The following is a 13,614-nucleotide window of genomic DNA, read 5'->3' on the forward strand; positions in this document are numbered from 1 at the left end:
CCACCAAAACCGCAGGTCACAAACATGAAATCGCTAAGTCCGGCTGTAGTACTAGCCAGGAGCGTAGGAATACCTCTACACTTAGGTCATACCTGTAGAGACTTTCGTATATTCAGTGAGGAGGCCGACGATGGCGACCATCGAACGAAACCCGTTCACCTACTCGGAAGCTCGTAAACACATGAACGAGCGGAAGTTCCGAAACCTGCTCAGTACGGGTGAAATCACGCGACTGTCACGCGGCCTCTACCAATGGGCTGATGCTGCTGGACAGGGCCCTGGCGACCCGGACCTGATCGAGATCGCGATTCGTGCGCCCCGGGCTACGTTGGCGCTGGCCAGTGCCCTGTCGCACCACGGCCTGGTCGATGACATCCCCTTCGAGTACGACATCGCCATCCCTCGAGGAACCTGGGCACCGCGCAGCCTTTCCGTCCCGATCACGTGGCACCACTTCGACCCGAAAACGTTCGATATCGGACGGGACCAGATCGAACTGGGGCCGGGCCGATCCATCGGCCTGTACTCAGCGCCACGCAGCATCATCGACAGCTTCCGCATGAGACACCGGGAGGGTGGAGAAATGGCCCTCACGGCACTGAAGAACTGGCTCCGCAGCGGTGGTCAACCTTCTGAACTGCTGAAAATGGCCCGGGACTTTCCCCGCGCCAGTCCTGCGCTCTCCCGCACGTTGGAGATCCTGCTGTGAGCACTCCGATCAAGATTTACAACGCATTGAGGGCACAGGCTCGGGAGAGCGGGCGGGCAACCCAGGCCGAGATCGAGTTGCATGTGCTCGATGGGATTCTCGTCAGACTCGCTGCGAGCAACTACCGTAACCAGTTCGTCCTCAAAGGCGGAGTCCTCCTCGCTGCGTTCGACAACCGCAGACCGACGCGCGACGTCGACGTTGCCGCTCTCGACCTCGACAACGATCCCGAGCATATGGCTCGTGTCATCCGAGAAATTCTGAGCACTCCGGCAGACGATGGCGTGATCTTCGATCTGGACTCGATCACGGCGGTAGCGATCAGAGACGAGGATGAATACGCCGGGGTTCGCGTGACCGTCAGCGCTAAGTTGCACACCGCCGAGGCGCGCCCGCATATCGACATCAATGTGGGCGACCCTATCGAACCCGGGCCACAAGAGATCGAAGTTCCCCGAACCCTATCCACTGCCGCCTCGATTCATCTGCGCGGATACCCGATCCCAATGGTCATCGCGGAGAAGCTGGTGACGGCAGTTCAGCGAGGAACTGCCTCGACCCGCTGGCGCGACTTCGGGGATATCTGGATGCTCGCCCACAGTCACGACCTAGACGGTGATGCACTGCTGACCGCAATGACGGCAGTAGCCGGCCACCGTCAGGCAACGCTCGGCCCGCTCAACAGTATCTTGGACGGGTTCCCAGCTGGAACAGACACGAAGTGGAGCAACTGGTTACGGAAGACCAAGCACCCAGTCGCCAAGGACTTCCCGACCGTCATCGCCTGGGTGATCGAGTTCGGTGATCCAGTAGTGATGCGACAAGTCGCCGGGAAGAAGTGGGACTGCTCCGGTCTTCGATGGAGTTGAGACCTCGTCCGGCAGGCACGCGATCTACACGGATCGCCAACCCCAAAGATCCAACGAACCGCACAAGCGCGTCAGCGACAATCTCAGGCTGGGTGCCGGTCAAGGTACTCCACGAGGGCCCGCCGGATGATCTCGGCGGGCTTGACGTCTTCGGTCGCAGCCCTCTCGTCCAGGCGCGTCTTGATGTCGACGGGCAGCCGCACGGAGGTCGTCGGGGTGCGGCCCTGCGCGGGGCCGCCACCGGCCGGGCGACCGGCACGCAGGACTGCCGCGGCGACATCAGGATGGTCGAGGTTGACTTCGAGAGGGCCGACGACTTCATCCGCGGTCAGTGGGTTAGTCGCGTAGTCCTCAGCCATTTCGGCGTACTCGGCGTCGGTGAGTCGGCGGTGGGCCATGGTGTCCTCCTGGTCAAGATCGTTGGCGGGCGTAGCGGGGTGTGAACACGTCAGTCAGGTGACTGTTGTAGGTGGTCGGCCGCAGCAGCATCGCGTGGAAAACCACAGCTTCGGTGGTGTCGGTGTGGTCGGCGATGACCTCGATGTGCGGCTGATGTTCGTCGACCGCCCCGACGTAGAGGAACAGCTCGGCCAAGGGGCGGCGGGCCGGGATCGCCTGCCGTGCGACTGGGAACGAGACGACGGAGCGAATCTCATCATCGGTGATGCCGTGCTGCCGGGCGCTCGGTGTGATCTCGATCCGCACCAATTAAGGGTAGTACCATTACAGATAAAAGTGTAACACCATTTATTCGGGCTGTCAGACGGCGTTACCGTTGGCGGGGCCACCTGTGCGCAGGCGAGAAGGGTCGACAACGATCGGGCCGTCGATCTCATCGCGGGTAGGCGGTTCCGCCTCGTAGCTGTCGGCGAGTTCCTCGTACTCGATTTGCACAGCAGAGAGCGTGCTGACTTTTCACGAAAGGCTGACCGCCTTTTGTTCATCGCCCGCGTCGACGCGATTCGTCGCTGTCACCCTTATCCTTTCGCGTACGCCAGGCCGGGCGTCTGATGCAGATACTCCGAGTTGTCGAGTTGTTTCAGAACGAATTCGGCCACATCGGCGCGGGAGATCTTGACGCTCACCGTCGTGTCGTGGGGTCCGAAGCCGTGACGGTACGTGCCGGTGCGCGGACCGTCGGTGAAGGCGGCGGGGCGGACGATCGTCCAGTCCAGGCCGCTCTCGCGGACATACCGTTCCTGCTCAACGTGATCCGCGTATGCCGGCCGCAGGAGCAGCCCGAACATCAGGTACTTCCACATGAAGGTCAGGTTGGGGCGGCTGTCGCCGACCCCGAGTGTCGACTGCACGATGAGGCGGTCGACGCCCGCGGCTTTCATCGCCGCGATGATGGTGCGGGTTCCCGGGCCGCGGACCCCGCCCTTGCGTCCCGCGCCGAGCGCGACGATCACCGCGTCCTGCCCCTGCACCGCGGTGCGGACCGCTGCCGCGTCGTGCACATCGCCCTGTACCGCACGAACATCACTGCACTGAACCTTTGCCGGGTCACGGACGAACGCGGTCACGTCGTGACCCCGCTGTAGTGCCTGTTCGACGACCTGGCGTCCGATGGTGCCGGTTGCGCCGAAAACCACGATCTTCATGATGTCTCCTTCGATTGGCTGGTGAACCCAGTCAATCGCAGCGATATGAGACTCTCCATGGTCCATCAGCTCGAATACATACGTAATCGTCTCGAACGCCGCTTCACCCCGCTTCGGACGGATAGAGCTTGTTTCACTCTCCGACCTGTGTGACGGTAGGGGTCATGGATGTACTCGGCGCGTTGCTCGACGGCCCCCGTGCCGAACGGGCGTTCCTGCTGAAGGCTGTCTTCGCCGGCCACTGGTCGATCAGTGTGGAGGACGAAGCGCCGTTGTCGATCGTCGTGGTCACGTCGGGGGCGGTGTCGGTTGCCGACGGCACCGCGACACATTCGCTCAACCCCGGTGACGTCATGCTGACGCGCGGTCACCGGCCGTGCGTGTTCGCGGACTCGCCGCAGACGCCCACCGACGTGCGGATCCTGCCCGGTCAGGAGTGCGTCGATCCCCACGGGCGCATACTGCGCGGAGAGATGAACCTCGGGGTCCGGACATGGGCAACGTTCCCGCCGACACCCCGGACGCCACCGTCATGCTCATCGGGACCTACGCCGGCGAGACATCGGTCGGCGCAAGGCTTCTCACTCAACTTCCGGACAACGTGGTGATCTCGGATTTCGAGTCACCACTGATCGGCCTACTCGCCGCCGAACTGGTGAACGACCGGCCCGGCCAGGAAGCAGTACTCGACCGTCTGCTGGATCTACTGCTGGTCTCCTGCCTCCGGGAAGCGCTGGGCGACAATCATACTCAGGGATGGCTCGCAGCTGAGGACGATCCGGTGGCAGGCCCCGCCCTCCGGCTCATCCATGAGCACCCGCAGGAACCGTGGACGGTCCAGTCCTTGGCGACCCACGCCCGAGTCTCGCGCGCGGCTTTCGCCCGGCGGTTCACCGAAAAGGTAGGTGAACCGCCACTGACCTATCTCACGAACTGGCGGATGGCACTGGCCGCCGATCTCGTCGCCGGAACTGATCTCACTCTCGAAGCGGTGAGCGGCCGCGTCGGTTACGCGAGCCCGTTCGCCCTGAGCGCCGCATTCAAACGCGTGCACGGAGTCTCGCCTGCCCGGTACCGCACTCACGGCGCCGTGAGTCAGCTCCGGACGTCTCCGCCGGCGAAGTGAGGTATCAGTCTGCGACAATCATGCCCCGCTCGGTGGATAGGCTCCGTACATGACAAGTGCGGACGAGATCGAGCCCGTCGTGGTGCGTGATGCTGCGGCGTGGCGGGCGTGGCTCGATGAGAATGAGGATTCGTCCGACGGGATCTGGTTGATGCTGGCGAAAAAGGGCACCACCACACCGACATCGCTCAGCTACGGCCAGGCGCTCGACGAGGCCCTGTGCAGCGGATGGATCGACGGACAGCTCAAGGGAATCGACTCGGCGACGTACCGGCAGCGGTTCACGCCGAGGCGTCGGCGCAGCCTCTGGTCGGCGCGGAACGTCGGTATTGTGGCCCGCCTCATCGAGGAAGGGCGGATGCGTCCTCGCGGTTTCGCCGAGATCGACAGCGCCAAGGCCGACGGCCGCTGGGATGCGGCTTACGCCGGGCAGGCGACCATCCAGATGCCCGACGATCTCGCCGCTGTGCTTGCCGAAACCCCAAGCGCGCAAGCTATGTTCGACACTCTCAGCGCCCAGAACCGCTATGCGGTCCTGCTCCGCGTGTCCACCGCGCGCACAGCGCAGACCCGACGGAACAGGATCGACCGATTGGTCGCGATGCTCGCACGCGGCGAAACGCCACACCCCCAGTGAGTGACGCCGCGACAGCCTTCAGAGATGAATCGCGTATGTGTTGATCCGCCGATACAGCGTCGACCGGGAGATTCCCAGGGATTCCGCGGCCTTGACCCTGTTCCCGTCGAACCGTCGGAGCGTCTCGATAATCGCGTCGCGCTCAGCCGATTCGAGAGTCGTTATCGTGCGTTTGGGGGCCGCGGAATGGATATAGGGCGGCAGATCCGCCTCGGTGACCACTCCGGCGGGTTTCATGCACAGGACCTTCTTCAAGGTGGCGACCAGATCGCTGACATTACCGGGCCAGGTGTATTTCTTGAGCGCGTGAAGCATTCCGTCGCTGAACTCCAGGTCGCGATTCGGTGCCAATTGGGCGGCGTGCAAGCGCAGGATCGTCGCGATGTCCTCCGGGTGGTGACGCAGGGCGGGGACCTCGACGGTCCGTTGGAACAGCGGGATCAGCATCGAGGTGAGCACCGGATCGTCGCTCGCATAATCGCTGGCACAGTGCGTCGTCGCCACGATCCACCGGGCGGGGTAGGAATGTTGGTCGTCGGTGATCGCCCGCGCGATCTCGGCGTCGTCACCGGGAGTCAGGGCATCGATCCGGCGCAGCACGATCGTCGTCGCGCTGGTCGCCAGCGCGGCCTCGGCATCATGGACGGCGTCGGGGGAGGAACAGTCCACCACCGCGCACCGCGCTTGCGGATTCTTGTGCAGATGAGCGCCGCGCGCCAAGGTGACGCGGCCCGCGCCCCGCTCACCCACCAGCAGGGTGTTGGTGCTGGTCGCCGCGGCCCTGGAGAGCTCGGTGCGGCAGCGTTCCCACTGCGGTGAGCCGCCGACCGCACCGGGAAGCGTCGGCACCTGGTATCCCCGACGCCGGACCGAGGCTTCCCGCTTGATCAGATCGACCTCCAGCACCACACCGGCCGGTTCACCGGCGTCGTCGACGAGGGTACGGCGGATGGCTATCGACTGCCCGGAAGGCAGGATCAGCGTGAATTGGTTGATCCTGCCGGGGACCAGCATGCACCGTGCCTCCTCCCGCAGGAATGCCTCGTCGATCGGATCGAGGAACTGCGAACCGCTCGACATGAAGATTCCGCAGCTCAGTGAGTACACAGCACCGGACCGTCTGCGGCAGGCGTCGATGAACGAGTTGAGCACCGCGAGCTGTTTCGCGGAACCACTGGAGCGCAGAGCTGCCTCGATGTCGCGGGCGGCAGTGATCGTGAGTTGCCGCATCATCGGATTCGCATCCCGGGCCAGGCAACTGATGTCGAGAATCCCCTCCAGCTTCCCACTGACCGGATCGTGGATCGGTGTGCCCGCACAGGTGAACTCGTGGAGTTCCTCGTTGAAATGTTGTGTGCCGTCGATGTACACCGGCATCCGTGCCTCGACCGCCGTGCCGACGCCGTTGGTGCCGACCGTGGCCTCCGAATAGTCGAAACCCGGAGCGAAACACGCCTCGTCGAGACGCCCGGCCAACGACCGGTCCGTGTCCCGGCGAAGGATGACCCGGGCATTCTCATCGGTGAGGGCGATGGCGAGCGGAATACTCGACATATCGCCGTGCAAACGGTCGAGAACCGGGACCGCGCATTGCACGAGGCGGCGCTGCAAGTCGAGGTCCGGAACGTAGTGCAGGTCGGAGAGGACGTGATCGGGCGCCAGCCCGGCGTTCCGGGAACGATCCCACGACTGGTGGATGTACGTGGGCAGGCGGGCGGACCCGGGGGCGCCGGCCATTCCATCGGGGGCCCCGCGCTCGGTGAAGTGACGTCCTGCGCCACTGTTCCGGATCGTGGTCATCGAAATCCTCTGCCTGACGGCGACTACGCTGCCGTCATCACGGTCAAGTGTTCATCACCGAAGCGGGCCGGCGAGGGGACTCGGTGCAGAACCTATCCGCCTCGCCAGGCCCACTCCTATACCTCTGCGTCCAGCAATTCCTGCAAGTGACGGTCGATTTGCACCATGTACGTCGGAGCGACACCGAACAGTCCGAGATGCCCCAGCACATCGTTCACGATCCGGAATTCAGCGTTCGGGATCAGCCTCGCCTCGGCCTCGCAGTCTGCAGGCGGGAACAGCTGATCCAGGTCGATCGGTAGGACGAAGACCTTGGCGGTGATCCGGCTCAGCGCCGCCGCCAGATCGCCTCCGGTGTGCCGTGCGACATCGCCCCGCTGCCACGCCCAGGCCTGAGTCAGTAGGTCGTTGGGATCCATCGCGGTGAAGTACGGCTCCAGGAACCCTGCCAGGAAGGCCTCCTTGGACTCGAAGTCCAGCGCCCGCCAGACCTCCTGCTTCCAGAACTCGGTGGAGAATCCCTTGATCGCCCAGATGTGTGACATGCGGGTCAGGCCGTCGACCACCTCGTCGTTCGAGCTGTACTCGCCGCCCTTCCACGCCGGATCTGACATGATCTGCTCGCGGATGACCTCGGCGATCAGGTAATCGTCCGGGGTGTTCTGGGCGGTCCCGGCTATCGGCGCCGCCCGCAGCACCTTGTCCGGGAACCGAACCGCCCACTCGTAGGTCTGCTGCGCACCCATAGATCCGCCGACCACCAGGGCCAGCTTGTCGATGCCGAAGTGCTCGCGGAGCAGCCGCTCCTGTGCGACGACGTTGTCGCCGATCCGGATATCCGGGAACTTCGACATCGCGATGCTCGCGTTCGGGCCGTCGGCGTTGTGCGGGGACGTCGACAATCCACTGCCGATCTGGTCGACGCAGATGATGAAGTACTTGTCAGGGTTCAGCGCGTGGTCCGTGCCGATGTAGACGTCGCGCCACACCTGGTGCGTCCCCGAGAACCAGGTCGGGATCAGGATCGCGTTGTCCCTGGCCTCGTTCAGCGTGCCGAAGGTGGCGACGGCGAGCCGGCAGTCGGGAATCGTCCCGCCTTCCTCCAGCTGGAGTTCGCCGACGCTGATCAGTTCGTAGTCTCCGTGATGGTCGTGACTGTAGTAGCCGTTCTCAATGGCCATGGTGGTTGCCTTTCACAAGGATCGTCGGGAGCCGCGCGGATCAGGAGAACCGGAATCGGGGGTAGCCTGCGGCGGCCTCCTTCTCGCACTCCTCACGGTAGGCGCCGACGCCGCCGATGTAGGAGAGCAGCCTGCCGGTGGGTTTGCCGGGGACATTTGCGCCGGTGTACCAGGAGTGGGACTTCGGGACGAGGGTGGCGTTGGCGATCTCGTCGTGGTGATCGACCCAGCTCTGCTCGCCCTCGACTGTCGGCTCGATGATCTGCAGGCCGTTGGACTGCATGTGCTTGACGACGTCGGTGATCCACTCGGTCTGCTGTTGGAGGCAGGTGGTCATATTGCACAGAGCCGCGGACGGCGCCAGCGGGATTCCGGTGTTCAGCAGGTTGGGGAAGCCCTCGATCATGATGCCCATCGTCGAACGGATGTCCTTGCCCCATTCTTCGGCGAGTGAACGTCCACCGCGGCCGCGGAGATCGATCCGGGTGAGAGAACCCGTGCCGGCGTCGAAGCCTGTTGCCATGACAATGACGTCCACCTCGTGGTGGCTGCCGTCTTCGAGTTCGATACCGGTCGAGGTGATCCGTGTGATGGGATTGTTCCGGACGTTGACGGCCTCCACATTGTCCTGGTGGAAGGCCTCGTAGTAGCCGCGTTCGAGCGGAACACGGTGGGTGCCGAAGCCGTAGTCGCCGGGTTGCGGGACCAGTGCGTCGATGAGTTCCGGATCCTGGAGGCGGGCCTCGATCTTCTCCCGGACGAACTGTGAGATCACGTCACTGGCCTCCTGTTCGGAGAACAGTTCGGCGAAGGAGGCGAGCCAGAGCTTGAGCGAGCCGTCCTCCCAGATCTGGTTGATGTGCTCGTGCCGCTGCTCCGGGGTGAGATCGGCCCAGGCGTGTTCGAAGTCATATTCGAAACCGGTGAAGGTGTGCGGGACGGTGTCGCGGATCTCCGCAAACCGGTTGTGGTACCACTCATGTTCTACGGGACCGTATTTCGGGTTCTTCATCGGAATCGAGTACTGCGGTGTGCGGATGAAGACCTTCATGTGGCCGACCTCCGGGGCAATCGTCTGGATCACCTGGATCCCGGTGGCGCCGGTGCCGATCACCGCGACGCTCTTGCCCTTGACTTCGACGCCTTCTTTCGGCCAGCGCGAGGTGAAGACTATCTGGCCGCCGAAGCTCTCCTGGCCGTCGAAGACATCGGTACGCGGTGCTGACAGCATGCCGGCACAGGTGATGAGCAGCCGGGTGTCGATGGTTTCGCCGGTGTCGGTGGCAACCAGCCAGCGGCCGGTGTCCTCGTTGAAGACGGCGCTCTGGATCCGGGTGTTGAAGGTGTAGTCGTCGCGGAGTTCGAGCTGGTCGGTCACGTAGTGCAGCCACTGCTCGATCTCCGGCTGCCCGGGGAACTTCTCGCTCCAGGACCAGCCCTTGTACAGCTCTTCGTTGAACAGGTACTGGTAGATGTAGGCCTCGGAGTCGAACCGCGCACCGGGGTAGCGGTTCCAGTACCAGGTTCCGCCGACGTCGCCGCCGGCCTCGTAGCCGTGCACGTTCAGGCCGAGTTCGCGGAGTTGGTACACCTGGTAGAGCCCGGCGACCCCGGCCCCGATGACGAGAGCGTCGAGGGTCGTAGTAGCCGAAGGGGCATCTGCGGTCAGCGTCATGGCGATCATTCCCGTCGTGGTGAGGGTGTGCGTTCGTGTCAGTGGCCGCGAATCAGATGATGCGGTGGCTCACAGATGATCAGTGTTGTGCGCTGCATCACTCATGAATGTGTCAGTGCTGACACAATTTCGTCTTGGTCATCCCCACACCCGATACGCGGCTGGTCGTCGTTCACTCGCCGGATTCGACCACGGTCGAGATGCGGTCTTGCTCGCTCTTGAGGTCACCGGAGCCACTGCTCGCGAACGTCGGCGTCCTCTTGATTCGAAATATAGTTGCAGTATGATGTAACCAATACAATTGGACGCAACCATTTCAGGAGCAGCAGCCATGACCATCGCCATCACTCCCGCCGGCGCCGGCGGGCTCTCCGTTCTCGGCGAGACGCTTCGTCCGCTCACCCCCGGCTACGGAGGCATCGAGATCTTCGAGACCAGCGGCCCCGCGCAGGCCGGACCACCGCCCCACCGTCACCCCTGGGAAGAGATCTACTTCGTGCTCGAGGGCACGCTGGAGCTGTTCGACGACGGCTCGTGGAGCACCGCCTCCGCCGGCGCCACTGTCACAGTCCCGCCCAACCAAGTCCACTCCTACCGGCTCGGCAGCGCCGAGACCCGCTTCCTCACCATCACCGGGCCGGGTGCTGCGCGGCAGTTCTTCGAGGAGATGGACGCCGAGATCACCACGCTTCCGCCAGACATCGGGCGGGTGCTGAAAGTCGCCGGGCGCAATGGACTCGACGTGGTTCTTCCCGGATGACAGGCACGCGGACCCGCACCTACGACAGCCCGCACCGTCAAGCCCAGCAAGAGGAGACCCGGCGCCGCATCGTCGAAGCGTTCATCGAGCAGCTCGCCGACCCCGGCACCACCGATCTGTCACCCTCGGCAGCGGCGCGCGCAGCCGGCCTCTCGGTGCGAACGGTGCACCATCACTTCCCCGACGCCGATGCGCAGCACGCGGCGGTCGCCGAGGCGTTGGAGGCACGGATGTTTCCCGTTCCCGTCGCGCTGCCGACGACGCCGGCCGAACTCGTCGAGATGGTGCGCGAGGTCTACCGAGCTGCGGAAGACCACCTACCGCTGTTGCGGGCGCTGGTGCGCAGTCGGGTCGGTACCGACGTTCGACGACGGCGCCGCGCGGCCCGATTGCAGGCCATCCAGGACGTCGTGGCCGGTGTCGGCGGCGGTGAACAAGAGTGCGGCGACGCGGTCGCCGTGATCTCGTTGTTGGCCAGCGCCGACGCCGGGGTCACCCTCGCCGACCAGTACGGACTCACCCTGGCCGACGCCGGTCGTGCGTGCGCCGCCGCGACCCGAGCGGTGCTGGCCGACCTCGGCGCCGACCTGTCGCCGGCCGCACGCTCAATGGACCATTCGCGCCGGTAGTGGGCGGACCGCAATTGTGCGCCCATGTCGGTGGACCGCCACCGTCAACCGACGGTGGCCATATACCCCTTAGGGGTATAGCGTGGGGCGGGACGACGATGACGGGAGATCGCATGTACAAGCGTCTGGCAGGCGCCCTGGCCGCGGGAGTGATCGGCGGCGCGCTGATGCTGACCGGCTGTTCCGGCGACGACGATGCCGCGTCAAGTACCACCGGCATGCACGACCACGGCAGTACGTCGGCCGTCGATCATTCGGGGACGGGTCACCCGGCCGACGGCGGTCCGGCGCCCGCGGGTATCCAGGGCGCCACCAACCCGACGTACGCGATGGGCACCGAGGTGACGCTGACCGCCGATCACATGACCGGCATGAAGGGCACCAAGGCAACGGTCGTCGGGGCCTTCGACACCTACACGTATTCGGTGAGCTATACCCCCACGACCGGCGGTGCCCGCGTCACCGATCATCGCTGGGTGGTGCAGGAAGAACTCAAGGACGCCGGCGACAAACGCCTCGCCGACGGCACCGAGGTCACCCTCCTCGCCGACCATATGACCGGCATGAAGGGCGCCAAAGCCACCATCGACCACTCCACCGACGAAACCGTGTACATGGTCGATTTCGAAGCCGGCGCCATGACGATGACCAACCACAAGTGGGTCGTCGAAAGCGAGATCCGCCCGGCGTCCTAGATCGCCTGGCAGTCCGGCACCGAAACCGGCGTCAGCGCCCGGGACGGCGCCGTCACAAACCCCACCGCTGAGCGGTGGCATCGCAATTATTGTCATGCCGACGCCCAGCGGTGGGGTTTGTGACCATGACAGATGTCATGCCCAATTCCTGACATCCGTTCTACGTCCGCAACACCGGATCCGGGCAACGTTGTGGACATGATCAACACACCGGCAATCGCACTGACCGACCTGCGCAAGAGCTTTCGAGGACCCGGCGATGCCACGATCACCGCGGTCGACGGCATCGGACTGACCATCGCTCCCGGCGAGGTGGTCGCCTTCCTCGGCCCCAACGGCGCTGGCAAGACCACCACCCTCGACATGGTGCTGGGCCTGACCACACCGGATTCGGGCACCGTCCGGATCTACGGCACATCCCCGCGCGAGGCCACTGCGAACGGGCGCATCGCGGCGGTGCTGCAGAACGGCGGGTTGCACCCCGATTTCACGGTCGCCGAGACCGTCGAGATCGTGGCCTCGTTGCACGGACGCCTCGACGATGTGGGCACCGTGCTGCATGCGACCGGCCTCACCGGCCTCGCCGGACGCAAGGTGTCCCGCTGCTCGGGCGGCGAGCAGCAGCGGATCAAATTCGCCCTGGCCACCCTCCCCGACCCCGACCTGCTGATTCTCGACGAACCGACCGCCGGCATGGACGTCGACGCCCGCCGCGCCTTCTGGGCGACGATGCGCACCGACGCCGCCGCCGGGCGCACCGTCCTGTTCGCGACGCACTACCTGGAGGAGGCCGACACCTTCGCCGACCGGATCGTGCTGATCGCGGGGGGCCGGATCGTCGCCGACGGACCCACCGCCGACATTCGCACCATGGCCGGACGCCGGGTGGTGTCCGCGATCGTCGACGACGACGAGATCGCCCGACTCACCGGGCGGCTACCGGGCGTGGAGATCATCGAATACCGCGGTGGCAGAACTTATCTCGCCGCTCCTGATTCCGATGTGCTGGCTCGGTCCCTGCTCACCACCACCGGCGCACGGGAGGTGGAGATCGCGAGCCACAACCTCGAAGACGCGTTCCTCACCCTCACCGCAGGCACCTCCGGGACCCGATCGTGACCTGAAACCCACTGAGCCACAACGTAGAAGGATTTCCACATGACCACCACGCTCCCTCTCGGAATGTCGGCGACGTTCCTGCGCACCGATCTTCGCCGCGTACTGCGCAACCGCCGCGCACTGATCTTCGCGGTCATCATGCCCGCGGTGCTGTATCTGGTGTTCGGTGCCACCCAGAAGTCCTCCGACACAGTCGGATCCGGAAACGTCGCGTTCTATGTGCTGATCGGTATGGCCGTGTACGGGGCGATCATCGCCGCCGCGTCGAACGCGGCGTCTGTGGCGCTGGAACAGGAGTCGGGCTGGACGCGCACCCTGATGATGACCCGGCTGCGACCCACCGGCTATGTGGCGACCAAAGTGATTGTGGCACTGTCGATGGGCACGCTCCCGATGCTCGTGCTGGCCGTTGCGGGCCTGGCCACCGGCGCCGACGCCCCGGCCGGGTGTGGATCGCATGTCTGGCGTTGGGCTGGCTCGGTTCAGCCGTGTTCGCGGCGTTCGGACTGACGGTCGGCGCGCTGTTCCGGTCCGACGGTGCGATGCAGGTGATGGGTGGCGGCATCGCGCTCCTGGCGTTCGCGGGGAATGTCTTCGTGCCGCTGCAGGGCACCATGCTCACCATCTCGCAGTTCACCCCGATGTTCGGTGTCGTCAGCATCGCCCGCTACCCGCTCGATCACGGCATGACCGCCTACGACGAACACATCTCCCTGACCGTGGCCATCGTGAACGTGATCGTGTGGGCCGCGGTCTTCACCGCGACCGCCACGTTCTACTACACCCGCAGCACGCGCCGCCAGTGACCGA

General features: G+C 64.7%; 16 protein-coding genes and 1 pseudogene. 10 read left to right on the forward strand and 7 right to left on the reverse strand.

Translation table 11 applies throughout. The features are described 5' to 3' along the window. Positions 1 to 130 precede the first annotated feature (130 nt). Both Q0627_RS20265 and Q0627_RS20270 read left to right on the forward strand, forming a co-directional pair. A complete protein-coding gene (locus Q0627_RS20265; protein WP_298812299.1) occupies positions 131 to 709 on the forward strand; it encodes a hypothetical protein in 579 nt (192 codons plus the stop codon). After that, positions 706 to 1,578, forward strand: a complete 873-nt coding sequence (locus Q0627_RS20270; protein WP_298812302.1) for a nucleotidyl transferase AbiEii/AbiGii toxin family protein — start codon at positions 706 to 708, stop codon at positions 1,576 to 1,578. Before Q0627_RS20265 ends, Q0627_RS20270 begins: the two co-directional genes overlap by 4 nt. Positions 1,579 to 1,661: 83 nt before the next feature. On the opposite strand, the gene Q0627_RS20275 is transcribed toward Q0627_RS20270, so the two are convergent. The 4 genes from Q0627_RS20275 to Q0627_RS20290 all read right to left on the reverse strand — a co-directional run bounded on the left by Q0627_RS20275 (position 1,662) and on the right by Q0627_RS20290 (position 3,182). Continuing rightward, complete coding sequence (locus Q0627_RS20275; RefSeq protein ID WP_291015277.1) at positions 1,662 to 1,976, reverse strand: CopG family transcriptional regulator; 315 nt, start codon at positions 1,974 to 1,976, stop codon at positions 1,662 to 1,664. 13 nt (positions 1,977 to 1,989) lie between these two features. Next, on the reverse strand, positions 1,990 to 2,283 hold the full coding sequence (locus tag Q0627_RS20280) for a hypothetical protein (protein ID WP_298812305.1): 294 nt from the start codon (positions 2,281 to 2,283) through the stop codon (positions 1,990 to 1,992). Positions 2,284 to 2,337: 54 nt separating this feature from the next. Then, positions 2,338 to 2,472 carry a hypothetical protein gene (locus tag Q0627_RS20285; RefSeq protein ID WP_291015273.1) on the reverse strand — a complete coding sequence of 45 codons (135 nt, stop codon included), beginning with the start codon at positions 2,470 to 2,472 and terminating at the stop codon, positions 2,338 to 2,340. An 83-nt stretch (positions 2,473 to 2,555) separates the two neighbouring features. After that, positions 2,556 to 3,182, reverse strand: a complete 627-nt coding sequence (locus Q0627_RS20290) for an SDR family oxidoreductase (RefSeq protein ID WP_291015271.1) — start codon at positions 3,180 to 3,182, stop codon at positions 2,556 to 2,558. A 164-nt stretch (positions 3,183 to 3,346) separates the two neighbouring features. Here Q0627_RS20290 and Q0627_RS20295 point away from each other — a divergent pair, with 164 nt between their 5' ends. The 3 genes from Q0627_RS20295 to Q0627_RS20305 are packed head-to-tail and all read left to right on the forward strand — an operon-like array spanning position 3,347 to position 4,945. Then, on the forward strand, positions 3,347 to 3,790 hold the full coding sequence (locus tag Q0627_RS20295; RefSeq protein WP_291015268.1) for a cupin domain-containing protein: 444 nt from the start codon (positions 3,347 to 3,349) through the stop codon (positions 3,788 to 3,790). Beyond that, on the forward strand, positions 3,676 to 4,308 hold the full coding sequence (locus Q0627_RS20300; protein WP_291015265.1) for an AraC family transcriptional regulator: 633 nt from the start codon (positions 3,676 to 3,678) through the stop codon (positions 4,306 to 4,308). The genes Q0627_RS20295 and Q0627_RS20300 overlap by 115 nt, the downstream gene beginning before the upstream one ends. 49 nt (positions 4,309 to 4,357) lie before the next feature. Continuing rightward, positions 4,358 to 4,945, forward strand: a complete 588-nt coding sequence (locus Q0627_RS20305) for a YdeI family protein (protein WP_291015262.1) — start codon at positions 4,358 to 4,360, stop codon at positions 4,943 to 4,945. 18 nt (positions 4,946 to 4,963) lie between these two features. Here Q0627_RS20305 and Q0627_RS20310 read toward each other — a convergent pair whose 3' ends face one another. From Q0627_RS20310 to Q0627_RS20320, 3 genes are all read right to left on the reverse strand, one after another. Continuing rightward, positions 4,964 to 6,745, reverse strand: coding sequence for a sigma-54-dependent Fis family transcriptional regulator (locus Q0627_RS20310; RefSeq protein ID WP_298812310.1), 1,782 nt, complete (start codon positions 6,743 to 6,745; stop codon positions 4,964 to 4,966). A 116-nt stretch (positions 6,746 to 6,861) separates the two neighbouring features. Beyond that, the gene (locus tag Q0627_RS20315) at positions 6,862 to 7,926 is read right to left on the reverse strand and encodes an alpha/beta fold hydrolase (RefSeq protein WP_291014646.1); all 1,065 of its coding nucleotides are present in this window, start codon (positions 7,924 to 7,926) and stop codon (positions 6,862 to 6,864) included. 40 nt (positions 7,927 to 7,966) lie between these two features. Continuing rightward, complete coding sequence (locus Q0627_RS20320; protein WP_298812316.1) at positions 7,967 to 9,601, reverse strand: NAD(P)/FAD-dependent oxidoreductase; 1,635 nt, start codon at positions 9,599 to 9,601, stop codon at positions 7,967 to 7,969. Positions 9,602 to 9,932: 331 nt separating this feature from the next. Between Q0627_RS20320 and Q0627_RS20325 the strand changes: the two genes are divergently transcribed. The 5 genes and pseudogenes from Q0627_RS20325 to Q0627_RS20345 all read left to right on the forward strand — a co-directional run bounded on the left by Q0627_RS20325 (position 9,933) and on the right by Q0627_RS20345 (position 13,610). Beyond that, a complete protein-coding gene (locus Q0627_RS20325) occupies positions 9,933 to 10,361 on the forward strand; it encodes a cupin domain-containing protein (protein WP_291016953.1) in 429 nt (142 codons plus the stop codon). Then, positions 10,358 to 10,990 (forward strand): TetR/AcrR family transcriptional regulator, encoded by a 633-nt coding sequence (locus Q0627_RS20330; protein WP_298812320.1) that lies wholly within the window; start codon positions 10,358 to 10,360, stop codon positions 10,988 to 10,990. The genes Q0627_RS20325 and Q0627_RS20330 overlap by 4 nt, the downstream gene beginning before the upstream one ends. A 113-nt stretch (positions 10,991 to 11,103) precedes the next feature. Further along, the gene (locus Q0627_RS20335; protein ID WP_298812323.1) at positions 11,104 to 11,685 is read left to right on the forward strand and encodes a YdhK family protein; all 582 of its coding nucleotides are present in this window, start codon (positions 11,104 to 11,106) and stop codon (positions 11,683 to 11,685) included. A 198-nt stretch (positions 11,686 to 11,883) separates the two neighbouring features. Next, on the forward strand, positions 11,884 to 12,804 hold the full coding sequence (locus Q0627_RS20340; RefSeq protein WP_291016961.1) for an ABC transporter ATP-binding protein: 921 nt from the start codon (positions 11,884 to 11,886) through the stop codon (positions 12,802 to 12,804). 63 nt (positions 12,805 to 12,867) lie between these two features. Continuing rightward, positions 12,868 to 13,610 (forward strand): annotated as a pseudogene (locus tag Q0627_RS20345) (ABC transporter permease). The last annotated feature ends 4 nt before the right edge of the window (positions 13,611 to 13,614 follow it).

The sequence above is a fragment of the uncultured Gordonia sp. genome (genome assembly GCF_937858515.1).
Lineage (GTDB): Bacteria > Actinomycetota > Actinomycetes > Mycobacteriales > Mycobacteriaceae > Gordonia.

What these genes read in the sequence shown, in the direction of transcription:
- Q0627_RS20305 (WP_291015262.1), top strand. Translation starts at nt 4,358, where the DNA reads ATGACAAGTGCGGACGAGATCGAGCCCGTCGTGGTGCGTGATGCTGCG.
- Q0627_RS20275 (WP_291015277.1), bottom strand. Translation starts at nt 1,976, where the DNA reads ATGGCCCACCGCCGACTCACCGACGCCGAGTACGCCGAAATGGCTGAG.
- Q0627_RS20295 (WP_291015268.1), top strand. Translation starts at nt 3,347, where the DNA reads ATGGATGTACTCGGCGCGTTGCTCGACGGCCCCCGTGCCGAACGGGCG.
- Q0627_RS20290 (WP_291015271.1), bottom strand. Translation starts at nt 3,182, where the DNA reads ATGAAGATCGTGGTTTTCGGCGCAACCGGCACCATCGGACGCCAGGTC.
- Q0627_RS20310 (WP_298812310.1), bottom strand. Translation starts at nt 6,745, where the DNA reads ATGACCACGATCCGGAACAGTGGCGCAGGACGTCACTTCACCGAGCGC.
- Q0627_RS20315 (WP_291014646.1), bottom strand. Translation starts at nt 7,926, where the DNA reads ATGGCCATTGAGAACGGCTACTACAGTCACGACCATCACGGAGACTAC.
- Q0627_RS20330 (WP_298812320.1), top strand. Translation starts at nt 10,358, where the DNA reads ATGACAGGCACGCGGACCCGCACCTACGACAGCCCGCACCGTCAAGCC.
- Q0627_RS20335 (WP_298812323.1), top strand. Translation starts at nt 11,104, where the DNA reads ATGTACAAGCGTCTGGCAGGCGCCCTGGCCGCGGGAGTGATCGGCGGC.
- Q0627_RS20300 (WP_291015265.1), top strand. Translation starts at nt 3,676, where the DNA reads ATGGGCAACGTTCCCGCCGACACCCCGGACGCCACCGTCATGCTCATC.
- Q0627_RS20325 (WP_291016953.1), top strand. Translation starts at nt 9,933, where the DNA reads ATGACCATCGCCATCACTCCCGCCGGCGCCGGCGGGCTCTCCGTTCTC.
- Q0627_RS20320 (WP_298812316.1), bottom strand. Translation starts at nt 9,601, where the DNA reads ATGACGCTGACCGCAGATGCCCCTTCGGCTACTACGACCCTCGACGCT.
- Q0627_RS20265 (WP_298812299.1), top strand. Translation starts at nt 131, where the DNA reads ATGGCGACCATCGAACGAAACCCGTTCACCTACTCGGAAGCTCGTAAA.
- Q0627_RS20340 (WP_291016961.1), top strand. Translation starts at nt 11,884, where the DNA reads ATGATCAACACACCGGCAATCGCACTGACCGACCTGCGCAAGAGCTTT.